The sequence below is a fragment of the Pseudomonas sp. B392_1p genome (genome assembly GCF_052245235.1).
Classification (GTDB): Bacteria; Pseudomonadota; Gammaproteobacteria; order Pseudomonadales; family Pseudomonadaceae; genus Serpens; species Serpens gallinarum.
On sequence record NZ_JBQPXM010000001.1, the window covers coordinates 221,732 to 242,634 of the forward strand.

At 62.0% G+C, this 20,903-nt stretch carries 21 protein-coding genes and 1 tRNA gene; 10 read left to right on the forward strand and 12 right to left on the reverse strand.

Annotated features, from left to right (window positions below; genetic code table 11):
• Positions 1-8 precede the first annotated feature (8 nt).
• A complete protein-coding gene (locus tag ACTV8E_RS01020) occupies positions 9-233 on the reverse strand; it encodes a DUF2798 domain-containing protein (protein ID WP_443198183.1) in 225 nt (74 codons plus the stop codon).
• Positions 234-280: 47 nt separating this feature from the next.
• Between ACTV8E_RS01020 and ACTV8E_RS01025 the strand changes: the two genes are divergently transcribed.
• The gene (locus ACTV8E_RS01025; protein ID WP_443198184.1) at positions 281-502 is read left to right on the forward strand and encodes a hypothetical protein; all 222 of its coding nucleotides are present in this window, start codon (positions 281-283) and stop codon (positions 500-502) included.
• An 83-nt stretch (positions 503-585) separates the two neighbouring features.
• On the opposite strand, the gene ACTV8E_RS01030 is transcribed toward ACTV8E_RS01025, so the two are convergent.
• From ACTV8E_RS01030 to gabD, 6 genes are all read right to left on the reverse strand, one after another.
• Positions 586-1,218 carry a sarcosine oxidase subunit gamma gene (locus tag ACTV8E_RS01030; RefSeq protein WP_443198185.1) on the reverse strand — a complete coding sequence of 211 codons (633 nt, stop codon included), beginning with the start codon at positions 1,216-1,218 and terminating at the stop codon, positions 586-588.
• A gap of 57 nt (positions 1,219-1,275) precedes the next feature.
• Positions 1,276-4,293, reverse strand: a complete 3,018-nt coding sequence (locus ACTV8E_RS01035) for a sarcosine oxidase subunit alpha (RefSeq protein ID WP_443198186.1) — start codon at positions 4,291-4,293, stop codon at positions 1,276-1,278.
• Positions 4,290-4,619 carry a sarcosine oxidase subunit delta gene (locus ACTV8E_RS01040; RefSeq protein ID WP_443198187.1) on the reverse strand — a complete coding sequence of 110 codons (330 nt, stop codon included), beginning with the start codon at positions 4,617-4,619 and terminating at the stop codon, positions 4,290-4,292. The genes ACTV8E_RS01035 and ACTV8E_RS01040 overlap by 4 nt, the downstream gene beginning before the upstream one ends.
• Before the next feature lie 10 nt (positions 4,620-4,629).
• The gene (locus tag ACTV8E_RS01045; protein WP_443198188.1) at positions 4,630-5,880 is read right to left on the reverse strand and encodes a sarcosine oxidase subunit beta family protein; all 1,251 of its coding nucleotides are present in this window, start codon (positions 5,878-5,880) and stop codon (positions 4,630-4,632) included.
• Positions 5,881-6,335: 455 nt separating this feature from the next.
• Complete coding sequence (gene gabT / locus ACTV8E_RS01050; protein ID WP_443198189.1) at positions 6,336-7,616, reverse strand: 4-aminobutyrate--2-oxoglutarate transaminase; 1,281 nt, start codon at positions 7,614-7,616, stop codon at positions 6,336-6,338.
• Positions 7,617-7,691: 75 nt separating this feature from the next.
• Positions 7,692-9,140 (reverse strand): NADP-dependent succinate-semialdehyde dehydrogenase, encoded by a 1,449-nt coding sequence (gene gabD, locus ACTV8E_RS01055; RefSeq protein WP_443198190.1) that lies wholly within the window; start codon positions 9,138-9,140, stop codon positions 7,692-7,694.
• 443 nt (positions 9,141-9,583) lie between these two features.
• On the opposite strand from gabD, the gene ACTV8E_RS01060 reads away from it, so the two are divergent.
• From ACTV8E_RS01060 to catC, 3 genes are read left to right on the forward strand one after another with little or no spacing between them, the layout of a single operon-like run.
• Positions 9,584-10,888 carry an MFS transporter gene (locus ACTV8E_RS01060; protein ID WP_443198191.1) on the forward strand — a complete coding sequence of 435 codons (1,305 nt, stop codon included), beginning with the start codon at positions 9,584-9,586 and terminating at the stop codon, positions 10,886-10,888.
• 15 nt (positions 10,889-10,903) lie between these two features.
• Positions 10,904-12,112: an acetyl-CoA C-acetyltransferase gene (locus ACTV8E_RS01065; protein WP_443198192.1), complete on the forward strand. Its 1,209-nt coding sequence runs from the start codon at positions 10,904-10,906 to the stop codon at positions 12,110-12,112.
• 18 nt (positions 12,113-12,130) lie between these two features.
• A complete protein-coding gene (gene catC / locus ACTV8E_RS01070) occupies positions 12,131-12,409 on the forward strand; it encodes a muconolactone Delta-isomerase (RefSeq protein WP_443198193.1) in 279 nt (92 codons plus the stop codon).
• A 38-nt stretch (positions 12,410-12,447) separates the two neighbouring features.
• Here catC and ACTV8E_RS01075 read toward each other — a convergent pair whose 3' ends face one another.
• A complete protein-coding gene (locus tag ACTV8E_RS01075) occupies positions 12,448-13,323 on the reverse strand; it encodes a LysR family transcriptional regulator (protein WP_443198194.1) in 876 nt (291 codons plus the stop codon).
• Between the two features lie 119 nt (positions 13,324-13,442).
• Here ACTV8E_RS01075 and pcaD point away from each other — a divergent pair, with 119 nt between their 5' ends.
• The 4 genes from pcaD (at position 13,443) to ACTV8E_RS01095 (ending at position 16,209) form a co-directional block, all read left to right on the forward strand.
• Positions 13,443-14,192: a 3-oxoadipate enol-lactonase gene (gene pcaD / locus ACTV8E_RS01080; RefSeq protein WP_251835569.1), complete on the forward strand. Its 750-nt coding sequence runs from the start codon at positions 13,443-13,445 to the stop codon at positions 14,190-14,192.
• Positions 14,193-14,296: 104 nt separating this feature from the next.
• Positions 14,297-14,956, forward strand: a complete 660-nt coding sequence (locus tag ACTV8E_RS01085) for a 3-oxoacid CoA-transferase subunit A (RefSeq protein ID WP_443198195.1) — start codon at positions 14,297-14,299, stop codon at positions 14,954-14,956.
• A gap of 16 nt (positions 14,957-14,972) precedes the next feature.
• Complete coding sequence (locus ACTV8E_RS01090) at positions 14,973-15,626, forward strand: 3-oxoacid CoA-transferase subunit B (RefSeq protein ID WP_443198196.1); 654 nt, start codon at positions 14,973-14,975, stop codon at positions 15,624-15,626.
• 130 nt (positions 15,627-15,756) lie between these two features.
• Positions 15,757-16,209, forward strand: coding sequence for a c-type cytochrome (locus ACTV8E_RS01095; RefSeq protein ID WP_273538651.1), 453 nt, complete (start codon positions 15,757-15,759; stop codon positions 16,207-16,209).
• A 34-nt stretch (positions 16,210-16,243) separates the two neighbouring features.
• Here the strand turns inward: ACTV8E_RS01095 and ACTV8E_RS01100 are convergent, their stop codons facing one another.
• Positions 16,244-16,942 carry a cytochrome b/b6 domain-containing protein gene (locus ACTV8E_RS01100; protein WP_443198197.1) on the reverse strand — a complete coding sequence of 233 codons (699 nt, stop codon included), beginning with the start codon at positions 16,940-16,942 and terminating at the stop codon, positions 16,244-16,246.
• Positions 16,943-17,062: 120 nt separating this feature from the next.
• Here ACTV8E_RS01100 and ACTV8E_RS01105 point away from each other — a divergent pair.
• Positions 17,063-17,139: transfer RNA gene (locus ACTV8E_RS01105), tRNA-Arg, on the forward strand.
• 95 nt (positions 17,140-17,234) lie between these two features.
• On the opposite strand, the gene ACTV8E_RS01110 is transcribed toward ACTV8E_RS01105, so the two are convergent.
• The 3 genes from ACTV8E_RS01110 to ACTV8E_RS01120 all read right to left on the reverse strand — a co-directional run bounded on the left by ACTV8E_RS01110 (position 17,235) and on the right by ACTV8E_RS01120 (position 20,191).
• Complete coding sequence (locus ACTV8E_RS01110; RefSeq protein WP_443198198.1) at positions 17,235-17,396, reverse strand: hypothetical protein; 162 nt, start codon at positions 17,394-17,396, stop codon at positions 17,235-17,237.
• Positions 17,397-17,457: 61 nt separating this feature from the next.
• Positions 17,458-19,068 carry an ABC transporter permease gene (locus tag ACTV8E_RS01115; protein ID WP_273538351.1) on the reverse strand — a complete coding sequence of 537 codons (1,611 nt, stop codon included), beginning with the start codon at positions 19,066-19,068 and terminating at the stop codon, positions 17,458-17,460.
• A 121-nt stretch (positions 19,069-19,189) separates the two neighbouring features.
• Positions 19,190-20,191 carry an extracellular solute-binding protein gene (locus ACTV8E_RS01120; RefSeq protein WP_251835598.1) on the reverse strand — a complete coding sequence of 334 codons (1,002 nt, stop codon included), beginning with the start codon at positions 20,189-20,191 and terminating at the stop codon, positions 19,190-19,192.
• A 217-nt stretch (positions 20,192-20,408) separates the two neighbouring features.
• Here ACTV8E_RS01120 and ACTV8E_RS01125 point away from each other — a divergent pair, with 217 nt between their 5' ends.
• On the forward strand, positions 20,409-20,897 hold the full coding sequence (locus tag ACTV8E_RS01125; RefSeq protein WP_273538349.1) for a sn-glycerol-3-phosphate transporter: 489 nt from the start codon (positions 20,409-20,411) through the stop codon (positions 20,895-20,897).
• Positions 20,898-20,903: the final 6 nt, after the last annotated feature.

Below are 20,903 nucleotides of genomic sequence, written 5' to 3' on the forward strand. Positions count from 1 at the left end.
AACGGCGCTTATTTAGTGACTTTCATCACCAGGCGGCGCACCAGTGGAGCGACCAGCAGAACGGTGGGGAAGGCCACCAGCCAGGTGGTGAGCGCCGATTTGGGCCAGGCGCGCAGGACGTCGATGCTCCAGCCTTGATTGAGCACCAGCACGACGGCGGATACCACGCAGGTCATGATTGCCGACAGCAGGGCGCCGAACAGCACGGGGGCGAAACGAGTGGGCAGAAACATAAATGGCCTCCTGGAAAGGGCGGCCATTGTAGAGGGGTGGATCACAGATGGCGAAACAGGATCAGGGCGGCAGTGGCCGCGCCGACTTCCACCGCGAGCACCAGGCGCGGGCCAAAGCCGAGGCACAGCGCCTGTTGGCGGCGCGGGAACAGTGGCAGGGCCGCTGGTTGGCCTGGGTGGCCAGCGAGCTGTACGGCTTGAGCCCACCGACCTATGCCAACATGGTGCGTCGCGAGCTGAGCCGTTTGAGTGACGCGGCAGAGCCGTGAGTCGAATCGCTCGTCGCTCAGAGCGGCCGGCCAATAGCGTGTTTTCCGTGATCGTTCCCACGCAAGCGTGAGAATGATCACCATCAGGCCTGAACGCTCAGCCCGTACTCGGCGGACGCATCCTGCAACCACAGCCACCAGTAATCCGCGAAGCTGCGCCGAATCAGCAGTTCCCAGGTGTCTTCGGCCGTGTGGCGAATCACCAGTTGCGACTTGGCGAATACGGTGCCGACCGCTTTGCCCACCGGGAAGTTATGGGGGTGCACGTCGTAGCTGGTGGATTTCATCAGCACCTGGCGCACGTTCGGGCCGCTGAGTTCGAGGAGCTGCTGACCACCGCTGACATTGACGACTGCGATGTGCAGGGCGCCCAGCGCGTCACGAAGTTTTTTCTCGGCGGCGAATTCTTCGCCGCTCGGGACAATCAGCAGCCACTCATCCGGCCCCAGCCATTGCAGGCTGGTTTCGCCGTCGACAACGACGCTCAGCGCGCCCGGCAACTCCATGCCGGTTGCCTCACGCACGCCAGCGGCGAAGGCGGCATCGTAGCCATTGCCACGCAGGATCAGGTGGCCGAGGAGTTTTTTCTCACGCACGGTCACGCCGGCGTTTTGACGACCCTGGCCCACCCGGCTGGCGAGGTCGGCATGGTGCAGCGCCGATTCGGCTTTGGCCCCGGTGGTTGGGCGTTGCGGGTAGACATTGGCTGCGGTCATACAGGCACCTGTTGCTGATTTGATTGATCATGCCTACGCGGAGCGTGGGGGATCGAGTTACACGTTCTGGCGATCCCCCTGCGGATCGAAGAACACCGACGAAACGATTTCCGCCTCGATCACGCTGCCGTCAGCCAGCGGTGCGAACACCCGCTCACCGATACGCTTCAAGCCACCCGTCACCACACCCAGGGCAAACGAATAGCCGAGGGAGTTGTGCAGATAGCTGGAGGTCACGTGCCCCACCATGCTCATCGGGATCGCTTGCTGGGCGTCGAACACTAATTGCGCGCCCTCCGGCAGCCATTGGGTCGGGTCGATCGGCTTGAGGCCGACCAGCTGTTTGCGCTGATCACTCAGGCAGTTCTTGCGGTTCATGCCCCGCCAGCCGATCCACGGGAACGGTTTGCTACGACCCACGCACCAGCCCATGTTCAGGTCGTCCGGGGTCATCGAGCCGTCGGTGTCCTGGCCGACGATGATGAAGCCCTTCTCGGCCCGCAGCACATGCATGGTCTCAGTGCCGTAGGGGGTAAGGTTGTACGGTTCGCCGGCCTCGACGATTTTTTCCAGCACGCCCATGGCGTAGTCGGCCTGCACGTTTATCTCGTAGGACAGTTCGCCGGTATACGAAATGCGGAACACTCGCGCCGGCACGCCACCCACCCGGCCTTCTTTCCAGGTCATGAACGAAAAGGCTTCGTTGCTCAGATCGATGTCGGTGATCCGACCGAGCAGTGCGCGGCTGTTCGGCCCTGACAGCGTCAGGGTTGCCCAGTGGTCCGTCACGGACGTGAGGTACACCTTCAGGTCCGGCCATTCGGTCTGGAGGTACATATCCAGCCATTGCAGCACGCGTGCAGCGCCGCCGGTGGTGGTGGTCATCAGGAAATGGTTGTCGGCCAGGCAGGCCGTCACACCGTCGTCGAACACCATACCGTCTTCCTTGCACATCAGGCCGTAGCGGGCCTTGCCCACGTCGAGCCTGGTCCAGGCATTGGTGTAGACGCGGTTGAGGAATTCGCGCGCGTCCGGGCCCTGGATGTCGATCTTGCCCAGGGTCGACGCGTCCAGCAGGCCGACGCTGTCGCGCACGGCGTTGCATTCGCGCTTGACCGCGGTGTGCAGGTCTTCACCGTTTTTCGGGAAGTACCGCGGGCGCTTCCACTGGCCGACATCTTCAAACTCGGCGCCATTCTTCACGTGCCAGTGGTGCAGCGCGGTGATACGCACAGGTTCGAAGAGGTGCCCGCAATGGCGGCCGGCCACGGCGCCGAACGGCACCGGCGTGTAGTTCGGACGGAACATGGTGGTGCCCATCTGCGCGATGGTCACGTTCAGCGCCCGGGCCGCGATAGCCAGGCCGTTGACGTTGCCGAGCTTGCCCTGATCGGTGCCGAAGCCCAGCGCGGTGTAGCGCTTGACGTGCTCCACTGACTCGAAGCCCTCGCGGGTCGCCAGTTCGATGCCGCCGGCGGTGACATCGTTCTGGAAGTCGACGAATTGCTTGGGCGCACGCGCAGCGTTCTTTTCATGGGGCACCTGGAACAGCGCCAGGGTCGGCTCTTGCGGATGGCTCAGAGCTGTGGGCAATTTTGCTTCGACCGCACCGAAACCGGCCTCGCTGGCGGCGCGGGCACCGCCTTCAACACCATCGGCCAGGGTGTCGCCGAGGCCATACACGCCGTTGATGCCGCCGACGCAGATGCGTTTCTGCGGTGCTTCGCCCGGTACGAAACCGAGGATGTCTTCACGCCAGATCGGCTTGCCGCCCAGGTGCGACGCCAGGTGAACCACCGGGCTGTAACCGCCGGAACTGGCGATCAGGTCGCACTCGAGCCACTCGCCAGGGCTGGTGACGGCGTGAGCCTTGACGTCGATCGCGGCCACGCACGCGGCGGTCACGCGTTTGCTGCCACGGGCCTCGATCACGGCAGCGCCGGTGAGGATGCGGATACCTTTGGCGCGAGCTTCTTCCACCTGCGCACCGCGAGGGTTGCTGCGGGCGTCGGCGATGGCCACCACGTGCAGGCCGGCATCGAGCCAGTCCAGTGCGGCGCGGTAGGCGTGATCGTTATTGGTGCTCAGGACAAGCTTCCTGCCCGGTGCCACGGCGTAACGACGAAGGTACGTCGACACCGCGCCGGCCAGCATGTTGCCCGGCACGTCGTTGTTGCCGTACACCAGTGGACGCTCGTGCGCGCCGGTCGCCAGTACCACGTGCTTGGCGCGAACCCGGTTCATGCGCTGACGCACCTGGCCGATCGGTGCGCGGTCGCCGAGGTGGTCGGTGCGGCGCTCGTGAATGGTCAGGAAGTTATGGTCGTGGTAACCGTTGACCGTGGCGCGCGGCAACAGCAGCACGTCAGGGGTGTTGTTCAGTTCATCGATGACGCGGGCAACCCATTCCATGGCGGGCTTGCCGTCGAGGCTTTCACGGGAATCGAGCAAGCTGCCGCCGAACTCTTCCTGCTCATCGGCCAGAATCACCCGGGCACCGCTGCGCGCGGCGGCCTGTGCCGCGGCCAGACCGGCGGGGCCCGCGCCGACGATCAGTACGTCGCAGTGCTGATTCATGGCGTCGTAGGTGTCCGGATCGTTCTCGGTCGGCGAGCGGCCAAAGCCGGCGGCCTTGCGAATGTACTTCTCGTACGTCATCCACAACGATTGCGGGTACATGAAGGTTTTGTAGTAGAAGCCCGGGGGCATCAACGGGCCGCCGACCTTGCCGAGGATTGCCATCATGTCGTTGTTCACGCTCGGCCAGCCGTTGGTGCTGGTGGCGACCAGGCCGTGGTACAGCGCTTGTTGCGTGGCCCGTACGTTGGGGATCTGCGTGGCTTCGGTCGCGCCGATCTGCAGCACGGCGTTCGGCTCTTCGGCACCGGCGGCGACGATGCCGCGCGGACGGGAATACTTGAAGCTGCGACCGATGATGTCGACACCGTTGGCCAGCAGGGCCGCAGCCAGGGTATCGCCTGCAAAGCCATGGAAGCTCTGGCCATTGAAGGTGAAGCTGAGGACCTTGCTGCGGTCGATCCGTCCGCCGCTAGGCAGGCGATTGATCTGGCTCATGCCTGCTCTCCCTGAGCCGTGGTGGCCGTTATAGGGCTATTGGTCGTGTCGGTGAATTGTGGTTTGGCGCCGATCCTGTAGGTTTCGAAAATCTCATAGGTCACGGTGTCACGGGTGACGTTGAAGCACTGACGGCAACCGGCGACGTGAACCCACAGCTCGTGGTGCAGGCCGCGCGGGTTGTCGCGAACGTATAGGTAGTCGCCCCACTCCTCGTCGGTGCTACTGCTCGGGTCCAGCGGGCGCGGGATGTGCGCCTGGCCGGATGCGTGGAACTCTTCTTCGGAGCGCAGTTCGCCGCAGTGAGAACAGAAGATCTGCAACATGGGAGTTCTCCTAGTGGGCAACCGCGGCAGCGCCGTGTTCGTCGATCAACGCACCGCTGTGGAAACGGTCGAGGGAGAAAGGGGCTGCCAATGGGTGCATTTCACCCTTGGCCAGACTGGCCGCAAACACGTTGCCCGAGCCTGGGGTTGCCTTGAAGCCACCGGTGCCCCAACCGCAGTTGAAGAACAGATTGGGTACCGGGGTTTTCGACATGATCGGGCACGCATCCGGCGTGATGTCGACGATGCCGCCCCATTGACGGTTCATGCTGACGCGCGACAACACCGGGAACATCTCGACGATGGCCTGAAGGGTGTGCTCGATCACCGGGTACGAGCCCCGCTGGCCGTAGCCGTTGTAGCCGTCGATACCGGCGCCGATCACCAGGTCGCCCTTGTCGGACTGGCTGATGTAGCCGTGCACAGCATTGGACATGATCACGCTGTCGATAATCGGCTTGAGCGGCTCGGACACCAGCGCTTGCAGCGGATGGGACTCGATCGGTAGACGGAAACCGGCCAGTTTGGCCATGTGCCCGGAATTGCCGGCCGTGACGACACCGACGCGCTTGCCGCCGATGAAACCCTGGCGGGTCTCGACACCGATGCACACGCCGTTTTCCTTGCGAAAACCGGTCACTTCGGTCTGCTGGATCAGGTCCACACCCAAGGCGTCGGCGGCACGGGCATAGCCCCAGGCCACGGCATCGTGACGCGCCACGCCGCCGCGACGCTGGACGGTGGCGCCCATCACCGGGTAACGGGTGTTCCTGGAACAGTCGAGGTACGGAATCTCGTCGGCCACTTGTCTGGCATCGAGCAATTCGCCGTCTATGCCGTTGAGACGGTTGGCGCTGACCCGGCGCTGGGAATCACGGATGTCCTGCAGGCTGTGGCACAGGTTGTAAACCCCACGCTGGGAAAACATCACGTTGTAGTTCAGCTCCTGGGACAGGCCTTCCCAGAGTTTCATCGCGTGTTCGTACAGGTGCGCCGACTCGTCCCACAGGTAGTTGGAGCGAACGATGGTGGTGTTGCGCGCGGTGTTACCGCCGCCCAGCCAGCCTTTCTCGACCACCGCCACGTTGGTAATGCCGTGTTCCTTGGCCAGATAGTAGGCGGTCGCCAGACCATGCCCGCCACCGCCGACGATGACCACGTCGTAGACCTTTTTCGGGGTCGGTGTGCGCCACATGCGCTGCCAGTTTTCGTGGTGGCTGAGGGAATGCTTGAACAGGCCGAAGCCAGAATAGCGTTGCATGGTCATCCACTCCAAAATCGTGCTCAGCGACAAACCGGGGGCTGAGGGTCGTTCGGAACAGCTTTTTTATTGACGTGGTGGGGGCGCGATCCACTGCTGCAGTGCATCTGTTTCTTTGCCGGTAAGAGCCTGGCGGATCCAGTTCATCCGGAACGGCGGTATCGGTATCACGAACACTGAATCGTAGCCGTGTTTGATAAATACGCCGGCCATGGTTCGGGCGTTGTCGATCACGCCTAATGGGGTGTGCAACGGAGCGAGGCGCATGTGCGGCCTTGGGGCGGCGTCGCTGGCTGCAGGAGGGTTGGCTGGAAGCTTTAAGACGAACGAGCACCCCGCCGGCGGCGTTTCAGCCGTGCGGCGGGGTGCTCAGATGACTCGGTGTTTTTATCCCCACACCGTGCAATGGGCGAGGCCGCCCGACGACGGAATGCCGCAGCGCTCGGTTTGAGCTATCAGGCCAGCTCGTCAAAGCACTCGGCGATAATCTCCAGGCCGCGCTTGAGTTGCTCGTCCGGTACGGTCAGCGGCACCAGCACGCGGATCACGTTGTAGTAGGAGCCGCAGGACAACAGGATCAACCCCTTCTCGCGGGCGCGGGTGACGACCTGGCTGACCAGCTCGGCATTGGGCTGATGCGGATCACCGTCCTTGAACAGCTCGATGGCGACCATGGCCCCCAGGCCACGCACTTCGCCAATCACCGAATGTTTGCTCTGCACCTCGCGCAGGGCGGCCTTGATGGTTTCGCCCACGGTCTGGCTGCGCTCCAGCAGATTTTCCTCCTCGAATACCTCCATGACGGCGAGGGCCGCTGCGCAGGCGATTGGGCTACCCGCGTAGGTGCCGCCCAAGCCGCCGGGGGCGATGGCGTCCATGTACTCGGCCTTGCCGCACACCCCAGACAGCGGGAAACCGCCGGCAATGGACTTGGCGAAGGTGGTCAAATCGGCCACCACGCCCATCTGCTCCATGGCGAAGAACGTACCGGTACGCCCGGCGCCGGTCTGCACTTCATCGGCAATCAGCAGAATGCCGTGCTGGTCGCACAGCGCACGCAAACGCTGCATAAAAGGCTTGGGTGCGGCGTAAAAACCGCCCTCGCCCTGGACCGGTTCGATGATGATCGCCGCGATATCACGGGGTTCGGCGTCGTTCTTGAAGATGCGCTCGATGCTGGCCATGGCGTCGTCCACGCTGACGCCGTGCAGCGCGTTGGGGTACTGGGCGCGGAACACGCCACCGGGCATCAGGCCCATGCCGGCGGCATAGGGTACCTGCTTGCCGGTCAGCGACAGGGTCATCATCGTGCGCCCATGGTAGGCGCTGGTGAAGGCAATCACCCCGGCGCGGCCGGTGGCGGCACGGGCGATCTTCACTGCGTTTTCGACGGCTTCCGAGCCACTGGTGACCAGCAGGGTCTTCTTGGCGAAGTCTCCCGGTACGCGCGCGGCGATCTTCTCGCAGAGCTCGACATAGGGTTCGTAGGCCAGCACCTGAAAGCAGGTATGGCTCAGCTTGGTCAGTTGCTCCTGTACGGCAGCGACCACTTTGGGGTGCAGATGACCGGTGTTGAGCACCGCAATGCCGCCGGCGAAATCGATGTACTCACGTCCTTCGACGTCCCACACCGTGGCGTTTTCCGCGCGCTCTGCGAAGATCGGGTGAATCTGGCCGACGCCACGCGGGACGGCAGCCATGCGGCGTTGCATCAGCGATTGGTTGGTTTTGCTCATGGTGTCCTCTATCGGCGCTCAGGTGCGGTTCAGTGGCAAAGCGTTAAAGCAGGGTTGGTACTGGCTGAACAGGTTTTACAGCCCCAGGCACAGGTATTTGATTTCCAGGTAATCCTCGATACCGTACTTGGAGCCCTCGCGGCCCAGACCCGAGGCCTTGATGCCGCCGAACGGCGCCACCTCGTTGGAGATCAGCCCGGTGTTGATACCGACCATGCCGTACTCCAGCGCTTCGGCGACGCGGAACACCCGCGACAGGTCGCGCGCATAGAAATACGAGGCCAGGCCGAATTCAGTGTCGTTGGCCATGGCGATCACCTCATTCTCGTCCTTGAAGCGGAACAGCGGCGCCAGCGGCCCAAAGGTTTCCTCGCGGGAAATCTTCGCGCTTTTCGGTACGTTCACCAGAATGGTCGGCTCGAAGAAGCTGCCGCCCAGCGCATGGGGTTTACCGCCGGTGACGATCTTGGCGCCCTGGCCCAGCGCATCGGCGATGTGTTCCTCGACCTTGGCCACCGCCTTGTCATCGATCAGCGGGCCGGTGGTCACGCCTTCGTCGAGGCCGTTGCCGATCTTCAGCGTGGCCACGGCGGCCTTGAGCTTTTCCACAAAGGCGTCATACACCCCGTCCTGGATGTACAGGCGGTTGGCGCACACGCAGGTCTGCCCGGCGTTGCGGTATTTCGAAGCCATGGCCCCTTCCACTGCCTTGTCCAGGTCGGCATCGTCGAAGACGATGAAGGGCGCGTTGCCGCCCAGCTCCAGGGACAGCTTCTTGATGTCCTGGGCGCACTCAGCCATCAGCTGCCGGCCGATCTCGGTCGAGCCGGTGAAGCTCAGCTTGCGCACGATGGGGTTGCTGGTCAGCTCACCGCCGATCTCGCCCGCCGAGCCGGTGACCACGCTGAACACGCCCTTGGGAATCCCGGCACGCTCGGCCAGTTCGGCCAGCGCCAGTGCCGAAAAGGGCGTTTGCGACGCCGGCTTGAGCACCATGGTGCAGCCAGCGGCCAGCGCTGGGCCAACCTTGCGGGTGATCATCGCCGCCGGGAAGTTCCAGGGGGTGATCGCCGCGGTGACGCCGATCGGCTGCTTGATGACGATGATGCGCTTGTCCGCCTGGTGACCGGGAATGGTGTCGCCGTAGATGCGCTTGGCTTCCTCGGCGAACCATTCCAGGAACGACGCGGCATAGGCGATCTCGCCCTTGGCCTCGGCCAGCGGCTTGCCCTGCTCCAGGGTCATCAGCCGGCCCAGATCGTCCTGGTTTTCCAGTAACAGTTCATGCCAGCGGCGCAGCTTCTGCGCGCGCTCCTTGGCGGTCAGGGCGCGCCAGGTCGGCAGTGCACGATTGGCGGCGTCGATGGCGCGACGCGTCTCGGCAGCGCCCATTTTTGGCACCGAACCCAATACCTCGTTGGTGGCGGGGTTGGTCACCTGAAGCGTCTGGCCGCTGTCGGCATCCTGCCAGGCGCCATCGATATAGGCCTGCTGACGAAACAAAGTGGGATCGTTGAGCTGCATTGAAACCTCCTGTGCCAACGCCCGGCGCCGGCAAGATTGAATGAGGGGAACGCGCTTCCTGGTCGGTCTGTGGGGCTGCCGCCCACATTCGCTATCGCTCGTTCGCTCAAAACGGTCTGTTTGAAATACTGAACAAATCCTAGGAGCTTGTGGGGTGAAGGGCAATGGTCTGTTCGAGAAAATAAACATCACTGTCCAGACTTTTCCTCAGTGAATGCCCTTCGGCGCAAACCCATGTCGGCGTGAAGGCCCACGCCTGGCTGCAGGCGATACCCCGCCAGTATCGGATGGATACCGAATCAGTATTAGACTCGCCGGTCATTTTCCCAGAATGTAAATCCAAGCGTGTTCGCAACGCGAGCAGGACACGACTGAAAACCCACATAAATCCAAAAAAACTGGGATGACGAAGAACACCACTGTTTTTCGTCGCGGAGAAGCACATGAAGACTAACAACGAACTGGCTGTCGCCCGTCGTAAAGCGGTCACCGCCGCCGGAATCGGCAACTTCGTCGAATGGTTCGACTTCGTTCTTTACGCTCAATTCGCTTCAATCATTGCCCTGCATTTCTTCCCTTCGGACAATCCCACCACTGGCCTGCTGGCCACCTTCGCGGTGTTCGCACTGGGCTTCTTTGCTCGTCCTATCGGCGGCGTGCTCTTTGGTCACTACGGCGACAAACGCGGTCGCAAGAAGGCCTTGGGCGCTGCGGTATTGATGATGAGCCTGGCGACCCTGGCCATCGGGCTGACCCCGGCGTATTCCACGATTGGGCTGGCGGCGCCGATCCTGTTGATCATCTGGCGCCTGTTCCAGGGACTGTCCGCGGGGGGCGAGTACTCTGGTTCCAGCACCTTCGTTATCGAATACGCGCCCAAGGGCAAACGCGCGCTGTTCGGCAGCGTAAACCCGATCGCCACGGCGCTGGGCATCATTGGCGGTGCCAGTGTCGGTCTGCTGATGACCTATGCGCTGTCGCCCGAGCAGGTGCATGACTGGGGCTGGCGCGTGCCGTTCATCATTGCCGGACCGCTGGGTCTGGTCGGCTTGTACCTGCGCAACCGGGTGGAAGAGTCGCCTGAATTCCAGCAGATGCAGAAGCAGAGCAAACCTGTTCAGCATGCCCCGCTGGTCGAGGCGGTGAAGCACGCCAAGAAGAAGATGGTGATCATGTTCGGTTGGGCGGCGGTGAACGCCATCGGCTTCTACCTGCTGACCGGCTACATGATCACCTTCATGATCAATAACGCTGGCATGGCCCGCGCCGAGGCACTGACCGCGTTCATCGTCGCTTTGAGCGTGTTCTGTGTCGCCTGCCTGGTCGCCGGATGGGCCATCGACCGCTTCGGCATTCAGAAGATCGCCATTGGCTCCGCGCTGTTGATGGCGGCGCTGGTGATGCCGGCCTTCAACATGCTGAGCACCGGCGAGTTGAGCACCGCGATCATCGGGCTGAGCCTGTACGGTTTCTCCATCGGAATTATTTCCACGCTCACGCCGCTGTTGATGGTGGAGTTGTTCCCGGTGCGCATCCGCTACACCGCCAGCGCGCTGTCCTACAACCTGGCCTACGCCCTGCTTGGCGGCACCGCGCCCTACATCGCCACCACCCTGGTCGCCCAGACCGGCAGCAATGTATCTCCCGGCTACTACGTTGCCGCCATCACCCTGGTCGGCCTGTGCGTAGTCCTGGCGGGTTTTTACAGCGACCGTGCCGCCAAGCCGGCCGTTCAGCCCAGCGTTTAAGCGAGATCTGCAGCCATGAGAACCGCTCAACCCGTCTTCATCTGCGACTCCGCCAGGACGCCCATCGGGCGCTTCGGTGGCGTGTTCAAGAACCTCAGTGCCCTGGAGCTGGGTATCCGCACGCTGACTCATCTAGTGGACAAGTCGGGCATTCCCGGTGAGCTGATCGACGAGGTGATCGTCGGTCAGGGCTACGGAACCTCCGAAGCACCCAACATCGCCCGTGCTCTGATCCTTGATGCCGGCCTGCCGGACAGCGTCTGCGGCTACCAGGTCGACCGCCGTTGCGGATCTGGCTTGCAGGCGATCATCGAAGGCTACATGTTGATCCAGAGCGGCCAGGCCGACCTGGTCATTGCCGGCGGCACTGAATCGATGAGTCAGGCACCGTTCTATACCACCAGCGCGCGCTGGGGCGGCCACGGCGAAATCACCCTGCGCGACTCGCTCAAGTACGGACGCATGTATGCCGGTGGCCAGCGTCGTCCACTGCCCGGTGGCATGATTCAGACGGCGGAAAACCTGCGCCGGGAATTCGCCATCAGCCGCCAGGAGCAGGATGAACTGGCCCTGCAAAGCCATTTGCGCGCCACCCGGGCCGCAGCGGCCGGCAAGTTCGCCGACGAGATCGTGCCGATCCGCGTCAAGGACAGGCTGATCACCGAAGACGAACATCCGCGTGCCGACAGCACCCTGGAAAAGCTGGCCAGCCTCAGGCCGATCCTCTCGGCCGAAGATCCGCAGGCCACGGTTACCGCCGGCAACTCCTCGGGGCAGAACGATGCCGCCTGCTTCTGCATACTCGCCAGCGCCCGCATGGTCGAGCGGCTCAATCTCAAGCCACGGGCGGAGCTGCTCGACTGGGCGGTGGCTGGCGTACCCAGCGACACCATGGGTATCGGCCCGGTACCGGCGACCCGCAAGGTGTTGGCGCGCACGGGCTTGCGTCTGCATGACATGGACCTGATCGAGCTCAATGAGGCCTTTGCCGCCCAGGTCTTGGCGTGCACACGCCTGCTGGAGCTGGGCCCGGACGATGCCGCTCGACTCAATGTCAACGGTTCGGGGATTTCCCTCGGCCACCCGATCGGTGCCACCGGCGCGCGCCTGGTCAGCAGTTTGACGGCTGAGCTGGTGCGCAGCGGGGCCCGCTACGGTTTGGCCACTCTATGCATCGGCGGCGGGCAAGGCCTGGCCGCCATCATTAAAAACGTAAACAACTAACAAAAAGAGGTAATTAATATGCTGTTCATGGTTCAGATGACGGTCAAGAAACCCCACGATATTGATCCGGCTGTATGGGCGGACATCATTGCGCGCGAACGCGAATACGGCCAGAAGTTCATGAAGAATGGCAAGTTCCCGCATATCTGGCGAGTAGTAGGCAAATTCTCCAATGTCAGCATCTTCGACGTTGAATCGACGGATGAGCTGCATCAGATTCTTTCCAACTTCCCGCTCTTCCCTTATATGGAAATGGAAGTTACTGCGCTGGCGAAACATCCATCTGCATTGAGCTGATAATTAAAGAGGGGGAATTTATATTCCCCCTCTGCTTATCAGAAATTCAACGAGTTAATGGCGTTGTGCAGTAATTGCGAGGGGTTTTCTTCGCGCCAGACAACCGCCATCTCCACCGAGCGAGGCACGTCGTTGAGGGGGACGTAGACAACCTCCCGGCTATTGATGACGTCGACCCCTTCCAGCGACACCGCCACGCCGAGGCCTGCCGCCACCATCATCAGAATGGAATAGGTGTCTTCTGCCTCCTGCACGATCTTCGGGTTGAAGCCGGCTTCGACGCAGGCCGCCATGAACACTTCGCGGATGACCGAACCCTCATAAGGCTTGTTGCTGATGAACGCCTCGTTCTGCAAATCCTTGAGGGCGATGCTTGGTTGTCCAGCCAGAGCATGCTCGGCCGGCAATACTGCGACCAGCCGGTGACTGCTGATGATTTGCGTGCTGAGCCCCACGCAGTTGATGGGTAATAGCACCAGACCCGCATCGATCTCGCCGCTGAGCACGCTTTCCAGCACCTGCGACGAGTTGGCGCGCCGGGTGATGCGCATGTCGATACCCGGATAGAAACGGTGAATCGAACGAATCATGCCCGGCAGTACGCTGGTGGGCAGTGCGCCGGAGAAGCCGCAAAACAATAAACCGTGGCTGCCATTGGCCGCTTTGTTCACCACAGCGACGGCCTGTTCGACAGCCAGGCGAATTTTCTTTCCCTCGCGAACCAATTGTTCACCGGCGGGTGTCAATTTTACCCCTTTGGGTAATCGATCGAATAACTGGACATCCAGTTCGGCTTCCAATTGCTGGATTTGTTTGGATAACGGCGGTTGGGCGATATGCAGGCGTTTGGCCGCTTTGCCGATATTCAATTCTTCGGCAACGACAAGAAATGATCTAAGCAGTCGGAATTCCATTACTGACATTCTCCCGCTATGAATGGCATATCGAAAAAGTATTTGAACGAAAAGAAGTGTGCCTCAACAATCAATGCCACGCTCATTCAGCCCATTCACAGAATAAAAAGGGGTTAATCATGCTGCACTACACCGTTCACGGCAAAAATAAGCAAAAGACCTTGGTCATGGGCAGTTCACTGGGAACCTCGTCGGCGATGTGGGACAACATTGTCGGCGCCCTGGCTGAACAGTATCAGGTCATTACCTTCGATACCCGTGGTCATGGCCAGTCGCAACACCTGTCCAGCGCGGGCCTGGAGGTCAAGCAGCTGGCCGCCGACGTGATCGAAATCCTCGATCACCTGGATATCCAGACGTTCAGCTACGTTGGGCTTTCCCTGGGCGGCGCCATCGGGCAGCAATTGGCCATTGATTACCCGCAACGGGTGGAAAAGCTGGTGCTGTGCTGTACCGCGGCCAAGTTCGGTGATGCCCAGGTCTGGCTGGACCGCGCCGCCAAGGTACGCAACGAAGGCATGGCCTGGCTGCTCGAGCCGACCAAGGGGCGCTGGTACACGCCGGGCTTCATGGAAACCAGCCCGTTCGCCCGCACGCTGCTGGATGAAATGCTCACCCTTGATGCCGAAGGCTATGCCGCTGTCTGCGAGACGGTTTCCCGTTTCGATGCCCGCGCCGACCTGGGCCGCATCAACTGCCCGACGCTGGCCATCGCAGGCACGGAAGACCTGTCCACCCCGGTGGCGGTCATGCAAGAACTCGCCAATGGCATTCCCAATGCTCGCCTCATCGCGGTTCAGGGCGCTGCGCATATCGGCAACGTCGAGAAGCCGGGCGAGTTCCTTGCTGCCATCCAGGCCTTTGTCTGAAGTCCTGAAACGCGGTCATCTTGCGAAGGCGTGGACTTCAGAAGTCCTGTGGCCTGGGTTTGCGCCTTTGTGAGTCATTTCTAACTTGGTGACGGTTTTTATCCATGATCGACAAACTGCTGGGCAGTGCCGCCGATGCGGTGGCCTGCATCGAGGACGGTGCAACCATCGCCATTGGCGGTTTTGGTGGGGCCGGACAGCCCGAAGATTTGATTGATGCGCTGATCGAGCACGGTGCCCGCGAACTGACGCTGGTCAGCAACAACGCGGGCAACGGCGATGTCGGCATTGCCGCGCTCCTCAAGGCTGGCCGGGTGAGGAAGATCCTCTGCTCGTTTCCCCGCATGAGCCATTCCTACGTATTCGAAGAACTCTATCGCGCCGGCAAGATCGAGCTTGAGCTGGTGCCCCAGGGCAACCTTGCCGAGCGCCTACGTGCCGCCGGCACCGGCATCGGCGCCTTCTATACGCCCACCGGCTACGGCACCTTGCTCGCCGAGGGCAAGGAAACCCGGGAGATCAACGGCCGCCAGTACGTGCTCGAATACCCGATCCATGTGGACTACGCCGTGATCAAGGCAGAAGTCGGCGACCGCTGGGGCAACCTGGTGTATCGCAAAACCGCCCGCAACTTTGGTCCTGTGATGGCCATGGCTGCCCGTCACACCATTGCTTCGGTGGGCCGGGTGTGCGAGCTGGGCGAGCTGGACCCGGAAGCCGTGGTCACCCCCGGTATCTTCGTCAAGAGCCTGGTCTGCCGCTAACCCTGGAGTCTTTATCGTGAGCATCGACATTCGCAACCAGATCGCCGCACGGGTCGCACGCGACATTCCCGAAGGCGCCTATGTAAACCTCGGCATCGGCCTGCCGACGCTGATCGCCAACCATTTGCCGCGTGACAAGGACATTTTTCTGCACAGCGAAAACGGTGTGCTGGGCCGCTGGCAGGCCGCGCCGGCCGGCGAAGAGGATTGGGACATGATCAACGCCGGCAAAGAAGCTATTCAGATCCAGCCCGGCACGGTGTTTTTCCATCACGCGGACTCCTTCGGCATGATGCGCGGCGGGCACATCGACATCTGCGTGCTGGGTGCCTTTCAGGTGTCTGAGCGCGGCGATCTGGCCAACTGGCACACCGGCAAGCCCGATGCGATTCCCGGCGTTGGCGGCGCGATGGACCTAGCCATCGGCGCCAAGCGGGTCTTCGTGGTCATGGAGCATCTGGATCGAAACGGCCAGAGCAAGCTGCTGCCGACCTGCAGTTATCCACTGACCGGCCTGGGCTGCGTGAGCCGCGTCTACACCGAATACGCGACGTTCGAGATCGACAACCAGGGTGTCGAGGTCATCGAACTGGTCGATGGCATGACGGCCTCGGACCTGCAGAACATCACGGCCGTACCGTTGCGTTTTACCAGCGGCCTTGCGGGCTGAGCCGTTGGCTAGACAGTAGCGAATAGACGCTTTCGACCGGCAAACCTTATTATCCCTCGCCTCCGGCGGCGCCTGCTGCGCCCCGGGCTGTGGATAACATCTGAAAGGAGATACCGTGAAAGCATTGTTGATGGGTGGCCTGAGCGCCGCGCTGCTGATGACCAGTCTGGCCAGCCAGGCGCAGCTCAAACCTGAGGAGCAGGTCGAAATCCGCCAGGCCGGTTACCAGTTCATGTCCTGGAACATGGGGAAGATCAAGGCGCAGGTCATCGATGGCAGCGTGCCGTACAACCAGGCTCAAGTTTCGGCCGCCGCGCAGACCATCGCCGCCATTGCCAACTCCGGCATGGGTGCCCTGTACAGCCCGCAGACCACCCGTGAGCAATTCGGCGAGCAGACGCGCTTGAAAGCTGCCTTCTTCGAGAACTTGGAAGAAGCGGGCAAGGTGGGCAAAAACTTCGCTGAAGCCGCTAATCAACTGGCCAGCGTTGCGCAAGGCGACAACCAGGCGAGCATCAAGGCCGCGTTCGGCAAAGTCGGGCAGAGCTGCAAGGCTTGCCACGACCAGTTCCGCGCCAAGTAAGCGCAGCGGCGGCCGGCTTACGCCGGCCGTGTCGTTACCAGTCGAGCATCACCGGTGCGGTTTTTGGCGGCGGCGGGGCCAGCCAGCCGGCGGCCGAATCTACGGCCCAGACCACCATCACAGCACAGACCAGCGTAACGGCTGCCAGCCAGGGCGCGCCGCCTTGTGCTTCCTGCTGCTCGGCAGAGGTTCGTTGGCTGCGACCGGAAATCATCGCGCGCACCAGCGGCCGTTTGCGAATCAGGCTGTAGTAGGCGATGGCCAGCACGTGCAGGCCGGTCAGGCCGAGCAGCCACCACTTGGCCTCGCGGTGCAGCCCGGTCAGCCAGGCGCTGGTGTCACTGTCCACCAAGCGATAGAGCGGTCCCTGGAAGGCGATGTCATCGTTGGCGACCAGCCCGCTGACCACCTGAAAGCCCACCAGCCCAAGCAGGGCAAGTACCGACAGCGAACCCAGCGGGCTGTGCCCGGCGTGGCGCCATTCTCCGCGCAGATAAGCTGGTAGGCGTAGTGGTGCGCTGACGATTCGTGACCAGCGCGCATAGGTCGAGCCGCAGATGCCCCACAGCAGACGGAATACCAGCAGGCCGAACACCAGCAATCCCAAGCGGCCATGCCAGATCATCAGGTTGCCGCCCAGCCAACCGGTGGCGATCGCCCCACTGACACTGCCGGCGAATAACCAGTGAAACAGGCGCAACGGCGCATCCCAGACCTTGATACTGCCCGACATCAACTTCCTTCCTCTGATTCATCAATGAACTGTGATTCTCGTGCCGCTATCCGGCACCGCGTGAAAAGCATTCCCCCGTGGACGCCCAGGGGGGAGATGCGTATCATGGCGCCCCGCAACGCACCAGTAGCTCAGCTGGATAGAGTACTGCCCTCCGAAGGCAGGGGTCGTGGGTTCGAATCCCGCCTGGTGCGCCACTTACCTATTTACGGTGCGTCCGTAAGTAACTGAAAACCCGCTTCGGCGGGTTTTTTTGTGCCCGCCGAAAAAATGTCGATTCAGCAGGTGGTTGTCATGGCGTGCACAGGTCGCGCCCGACCAGCTTCGCCGCCACGCCATCGAGCATGAAGGTTTCCACCGTGGAGCCGTCCGGGCAATCCTGTGTATAGCCCAGGGCGAATCCGAAGGTGAAGAGCACGAACAGGGCCAGGCCGAGATGTTGCAGTTGTGTCATGGTTCCTCTTGACGTCACCGCCTGCATAAGCGCACGCGGTGGCGTTTTCAGTTGTGGGGTGTTAACGCCGTGCCGAGCGGCGAATCAGCAGGATCACCGGCAACAGTCCGACCAGTACCAGGGTCAACGAAGGCAGCGCGGCGCGTGCCCACTCGCCTTCGCTGGTCATCTCGAAGACGCGCACGGCCAAGGTGTCCCAGCCGAAGGGGCGCATCAGCAGGGTCGCCGGCATCTCCTTGAGGACGTCGACGAACACCAACAAGGCGGCGCTCAGCACGCCGGGCAGCAGCAACGGCAGGTAGACCTTGAAAAACAGCGCCGGCCCACCAACGCCGAGGCTGCGCGAGGCTTCCGGCAAAGACGGACGAATGCGCGCCAGGCTGCTTTCCAGAGGGCCATAGGCCACGGTAAGAAAGCGGATCAGGTAGGCGACCAGCAGTGCGGCAAGGCTACCCAGCAGGATCGGCTTGCCAGCGCCGCCCAGCCAGCCCGACAGCGGCACGACCAGATGACGGTCCAGGTAGCTGAAGGCGAGCATGATCGACACCGCCAATACCGCGCCGGGCAGGGCGTAGCCGACGTTGGCCAGGCCCACCGCCGAACGAATCGCACCGGTGGGCGCCTGGCGGCGGGCGAAGGCCAGCAGCAGCGCCACGGCGACGCAAATCAGTGCGGCCATGCCGCCCAGATACAGGGTGTGCAGGATCAAGTCAGCGTAGCGCTCATCCAGATCGAAACGCCCGCGCTGCCAGAACCACACCAGCAGCTGCAGCAGGGGAATCACGAAGGCGCAGAGCAGCACCAAACCGCACCAGCCAGTGGCCAGTGCGGCCTTCCAGCCACGCAATTCATAAAGCGCCTTGCCCCGCGGGCGCTCGTTGGCGGGTCGGCTGGCGCCGCGGGCGCGGCGTTCGCCGTACAACACCAGCAGCACCGCCAGCAGCAACAAGCTGGCCAGTTGGGTGGCGCCGGTCAGGCTGTAGAAGCCGTACCAGGTCTTGTAAATGGCCGTGGTGAAGGTGTCAAAATTGAACACTGAGACGGCGCCGAAATCGGCCAGGGTTTCCATGATCGCCAGCGCCAGCCCTGCGCCGATGGCCGGCCAGGCCATCGGCAGGGCAACGCGCCAAAACGCCTGCCAGGGCGTCTGGCCCAGTACGCGCGCAGCCTCCATCAGGCCCTTGCCCTGGGCGAGAAATGCCGAGCGGGCCAGCAGATAAACGTAGGGATAGAACACCAGCACCAGCACCACGATGACCCCGCCGGTGGAACGCACGGGTGGAAAGCGAATGCCGCTGCCGAACCAGTCGCGGGCCAGGCTCTGGATCGGTCCGGAAAAATCGAACAGGCCGATGAATACGAAGGCCAGCACGTAGGCGGGAATCGCGAAGGGCAGCATCAGCGCCCAGTCCAACCACTTGCGTCCAGGGAATTCGCACAGCGAAGTCAGCCAGGCCAGGCTGACGCCCAGCACGGTGACGCCAAGGCCGACGCCCAGCACCAGGATCAGGGTATTGCCGATCAGGCGGGTCATCTGGGTTTCCCACAGGTGCGACCAGATCTCGGCGTCGATGTCATGCCAGCTGAACAGCAGCACGCTCAAGGGCAGCAACACCAGCGCTGCGACACCAAAGGCAATGGGGTACCAGCGGCGCTGAATCGGGTGGGCCACGCAAACTCCTTACTGCGGGAAAGGGTCCGTCGAAATGCAGGCGCCCCGGACGATGCCGGGGCGCGCAGTATAAAGCAGCTAGAGGTGGCTGGCGGCTGTGTTTAGCCCGACAGCCTGGCGCTTAATTCCAGCCTACCCGGTCCATCAACTTGATGGCTTCGGCCTGGCGCTTGCCGGCCACTTCGACTGGAATGCTGTCAGCCTTGAACGAGCCCCAGGCAGCCACTTCCTCGGAAACCGGAGCCTTGGGGTTGGCCGGGAATTCCTGGTTGGCGCCGGCGAAAATCGCCTGGGCTTCTTCGCCGGTCATCCATTCCACCAGCTTCTGCGCAGCTTGCGGGTTGGGTGCGTACTTGGTCAGGCCGATGCCGGAAAGGTTGACGTGCACACCGCGGTCAGCCTGGTTTGGCCAGAACAGCTTGACCTTGAGATCAGGGTTCTGCCTATGCAAGCGCCCGAAATAGTAGGTGTTGACGATACCCACATCGCACTGGCCGGCGTTTACTGCATTGATGACCGAGTTGTCGTCGGCAAACACATCGGTGGCCAGATTATTGACCCAGCCTTTGAGGACTTCTTCGGTTTTCTGGGGACCGTGGGTTTCCAGCAGAGTGGCGGTCAGCGACTGGTTGTACACCTTCTTGCTGGTCCGCAGGCAGAGGCGGCCTTCCCAATTCTTGTCAGCCAGTGCCTCGTAGGTGCTGAGCTCTTCTGGTTGGACCCGCTCGGTGGAGTAGACGATGGTGCGCGCGCGCAGCGACAGACCAGTCCAGGCACCGGTTGAAGAGCGGTATTGCGAAGGAATATTGGCGTCGACCACAGCGGATTTCATGGGCTGAAGAATGCCCATCTGCTCGGCTTGCCAGAGATTGCCGGCGTCCACGGTGAGCAGCAGGTCAGCCGGGGTATTGTCGCCCTCGGCCTTGATGCGTGCCATCAGTGGCGCTTCCTTGTCGGTGATGAACTTGACCTTGACTCCGGTCTTGGCGGTATAGGCATCAAACACCGGCTTGATCAATTCGTCGATCCGCGAGGAGTAGACGACCACTTCATCGGCGGCCTGGGCCTGCCCGGCGCAGACACCGAGCGCCAGGGCGGCGAGCAACATTTTGCTGACCTGCATGAAAAAACTGCCTCTTGCTGGGGAAGTTGGGAAAGCAAATGATAGTGACTATCACTTGAGTTCACAACGCAGCATTTAGCCGCAGGCTTTTGTGCGGTGGAGCAGCGCAACATGTTGTTTTGCATGGGTCGCAACTGCGCGTTAAGGTGCGCGCCCTCGCGCGTGCCTCATTCGTCGAGGCTGCAGTCGCTCAATTCCGCTTTAGAGAAGTCCTTTTGTGAAAGCTTTCCAACCCCTGATCGCCTGTGCCAGCGCATTGGTCTGTGGCCTGACGTTTGCCGCCAGCCAGCCGGAGACGCATACCCTGGGGATCCAATACGCACCCTACGTCTATCATTGGGAACACAATCCGGAGCACAACAACACGCCGAACCTGATTGGTATTGAGTACAAGGTGCCATCGCAATGGGTGTTTGGTGGTGTTTTGTTCGACAATTCATTCGACCAGCCCAGCCAGTATTTCTACGCAGGGAAGCAATGGACGTTTGATGCGGTCAGTCCCAACCTGTACGTCAAGCTGACCGCCGGTCCACTGCTGGGGTACACCGGTGAGTACGAAAACAAAATTCCGGTTAACCGCAAAGGCGTAGGGTTGGGCGCCATCCCTGCGTTGGGCTATCAGATGATGGGTGCCAATGCGCAGGTCGCCTTGCTCGGCACGGCGGGGTTCATGTTCACCTTTGGTGCCGATCTGCTCAGCTGGTAGCTCCGC

Excerpts from the sequence above, each read along its gene's own strand:
- ACTV8E_RS01030 (WP_443198185.1), bottom strand. The coding sequence starts at position 1,218 with ATGACCGCAGCCAATGTCTACCCGCAACGCCCAACCACCGGGGCCAAA.
- ACTV8E_RS01020 (WP_443198183.1), bottom strand. The coding sequence starts at position 233 with ATGTTTCTGCCCACTCGTTTCGCCCCCGTGCTGTTCGGCGCCCTGCTG.
- ACTV8E_RS01100 (WP_443198197.1), bottom strand. The coding sequence starts at position 16,942 with ATGTCGGGCAGTATCAAGGTCTGGGATGCGCCGTTGCGCCTGTTTCAC.
- ACTV8E_RS01060 (WP_443198191.1), top strand. The coding sequence starts at position 9,584 with ATGAAGACTAACAACGAACTGGCTGTCGCCCGTCGTAAAGCGGTCACC.
- ACTV8E_RS01035 (WP_443198186.1), bottom strand. The coding sequence starts at position 4,293 with ATGAGCCAGATCAATCGCCTGCCTAGCGGCGGACGGATCGACCGCAGC.
- gabD (WP_443198190.1), bottom strand. The coding sequence starts at position 9,140 with ATGCAGCTCAACGATCCCACTTTGTTTCGTCAGCAGGCCTATATCGAT.
- pcaD (WP_251835569.1), top strand. The coding sequence starts at position 13,443 with ATGCTGCACTACACCGTTCACGGCAAAAATAAGCAAAAGACCTTGGTC.
- ACTV8E_RS01075 (WP_443198194.1), bottom strand. The coding sequence starts at position 13,323 with ATGGAATTCCGACTGCTTAGATCATTTCTTGTCGTTGCCGAAGAATTG.
- ACTV8E_RS01065 (WP_443198192.1), top strand. The coding sequence starts at position 10,904 with ATGAGAACCGCTCAACCCGTCTTCATCTGCGACTCCGCCAGGACGCCC.
- ACTV8E_RS01045 (WP_443198188.1), bottom strand. The coding sequence starts at position 5,880 with ATGCAACGCTATTCTGGCTTCGGCCTGTTCAAGCATTCCCTCAGCCAC.
- gabT (WP_443198189.1), bottom strand. The coding sequence starts at position 7,616 with ATGAGCAAAACCAACCAATCGCTGATGCAACGCCGCATGGCTGCCGTC.
- ACTV8E_RS01120 (WP_251835598.1), bottom strand. The coding sequence starts at position 20,191 with ATGCAGGTCAGCAAAATGTTGCTCGCCGCCCTGGCGCTCGGTGTCTGC.
- ACTV8E_RS01110 (WP_443198198.1), bottom strand. The coding sequence starts at position 17,396 with ATGACACAACTGCAACATCTCGGCCTGGCCCTGTTCGTGCTCTTCACC.
- ACTV8E_RS01095 (WP_273538651.1), top strand. The coding sequence starts at position 15,757 with ATGGGTGGCCTGAGCGCCGCGCTGCTGATGACCAGTCTGGCCAGCCAG.
- ACTV8E_RS01040 (WP_443198187.1), bottom strand. The coding sequence starts at position 4,619 with ATGTTGCAGATCTTCTGTTCTCACTGCGGCGAACTGCGCTCCGAAGAA.
- catC (WP_443198193.1), top strand. The coding sequence starts at position 12,131 with ATGCTGTTCATGGTTCAGATGACGGTCAAGAAACCCCACGATATTGAT.
- ACTV8E_RS01085 (WP_443198195.1), top strand. The coding sequence starts at position 14,297 with ATGATCGACAAACTGCTGGGCAGTGCCGCCGATGCGGTGGCCTGCATC.
- ACTV8E_RS01025 (WP_443198184.1), top strand. The coding sequence starts at position 281 with ATGGCGAAACAGGATCAGGGCGGCAGTGGCCGCGCCGACTTCCACCGC.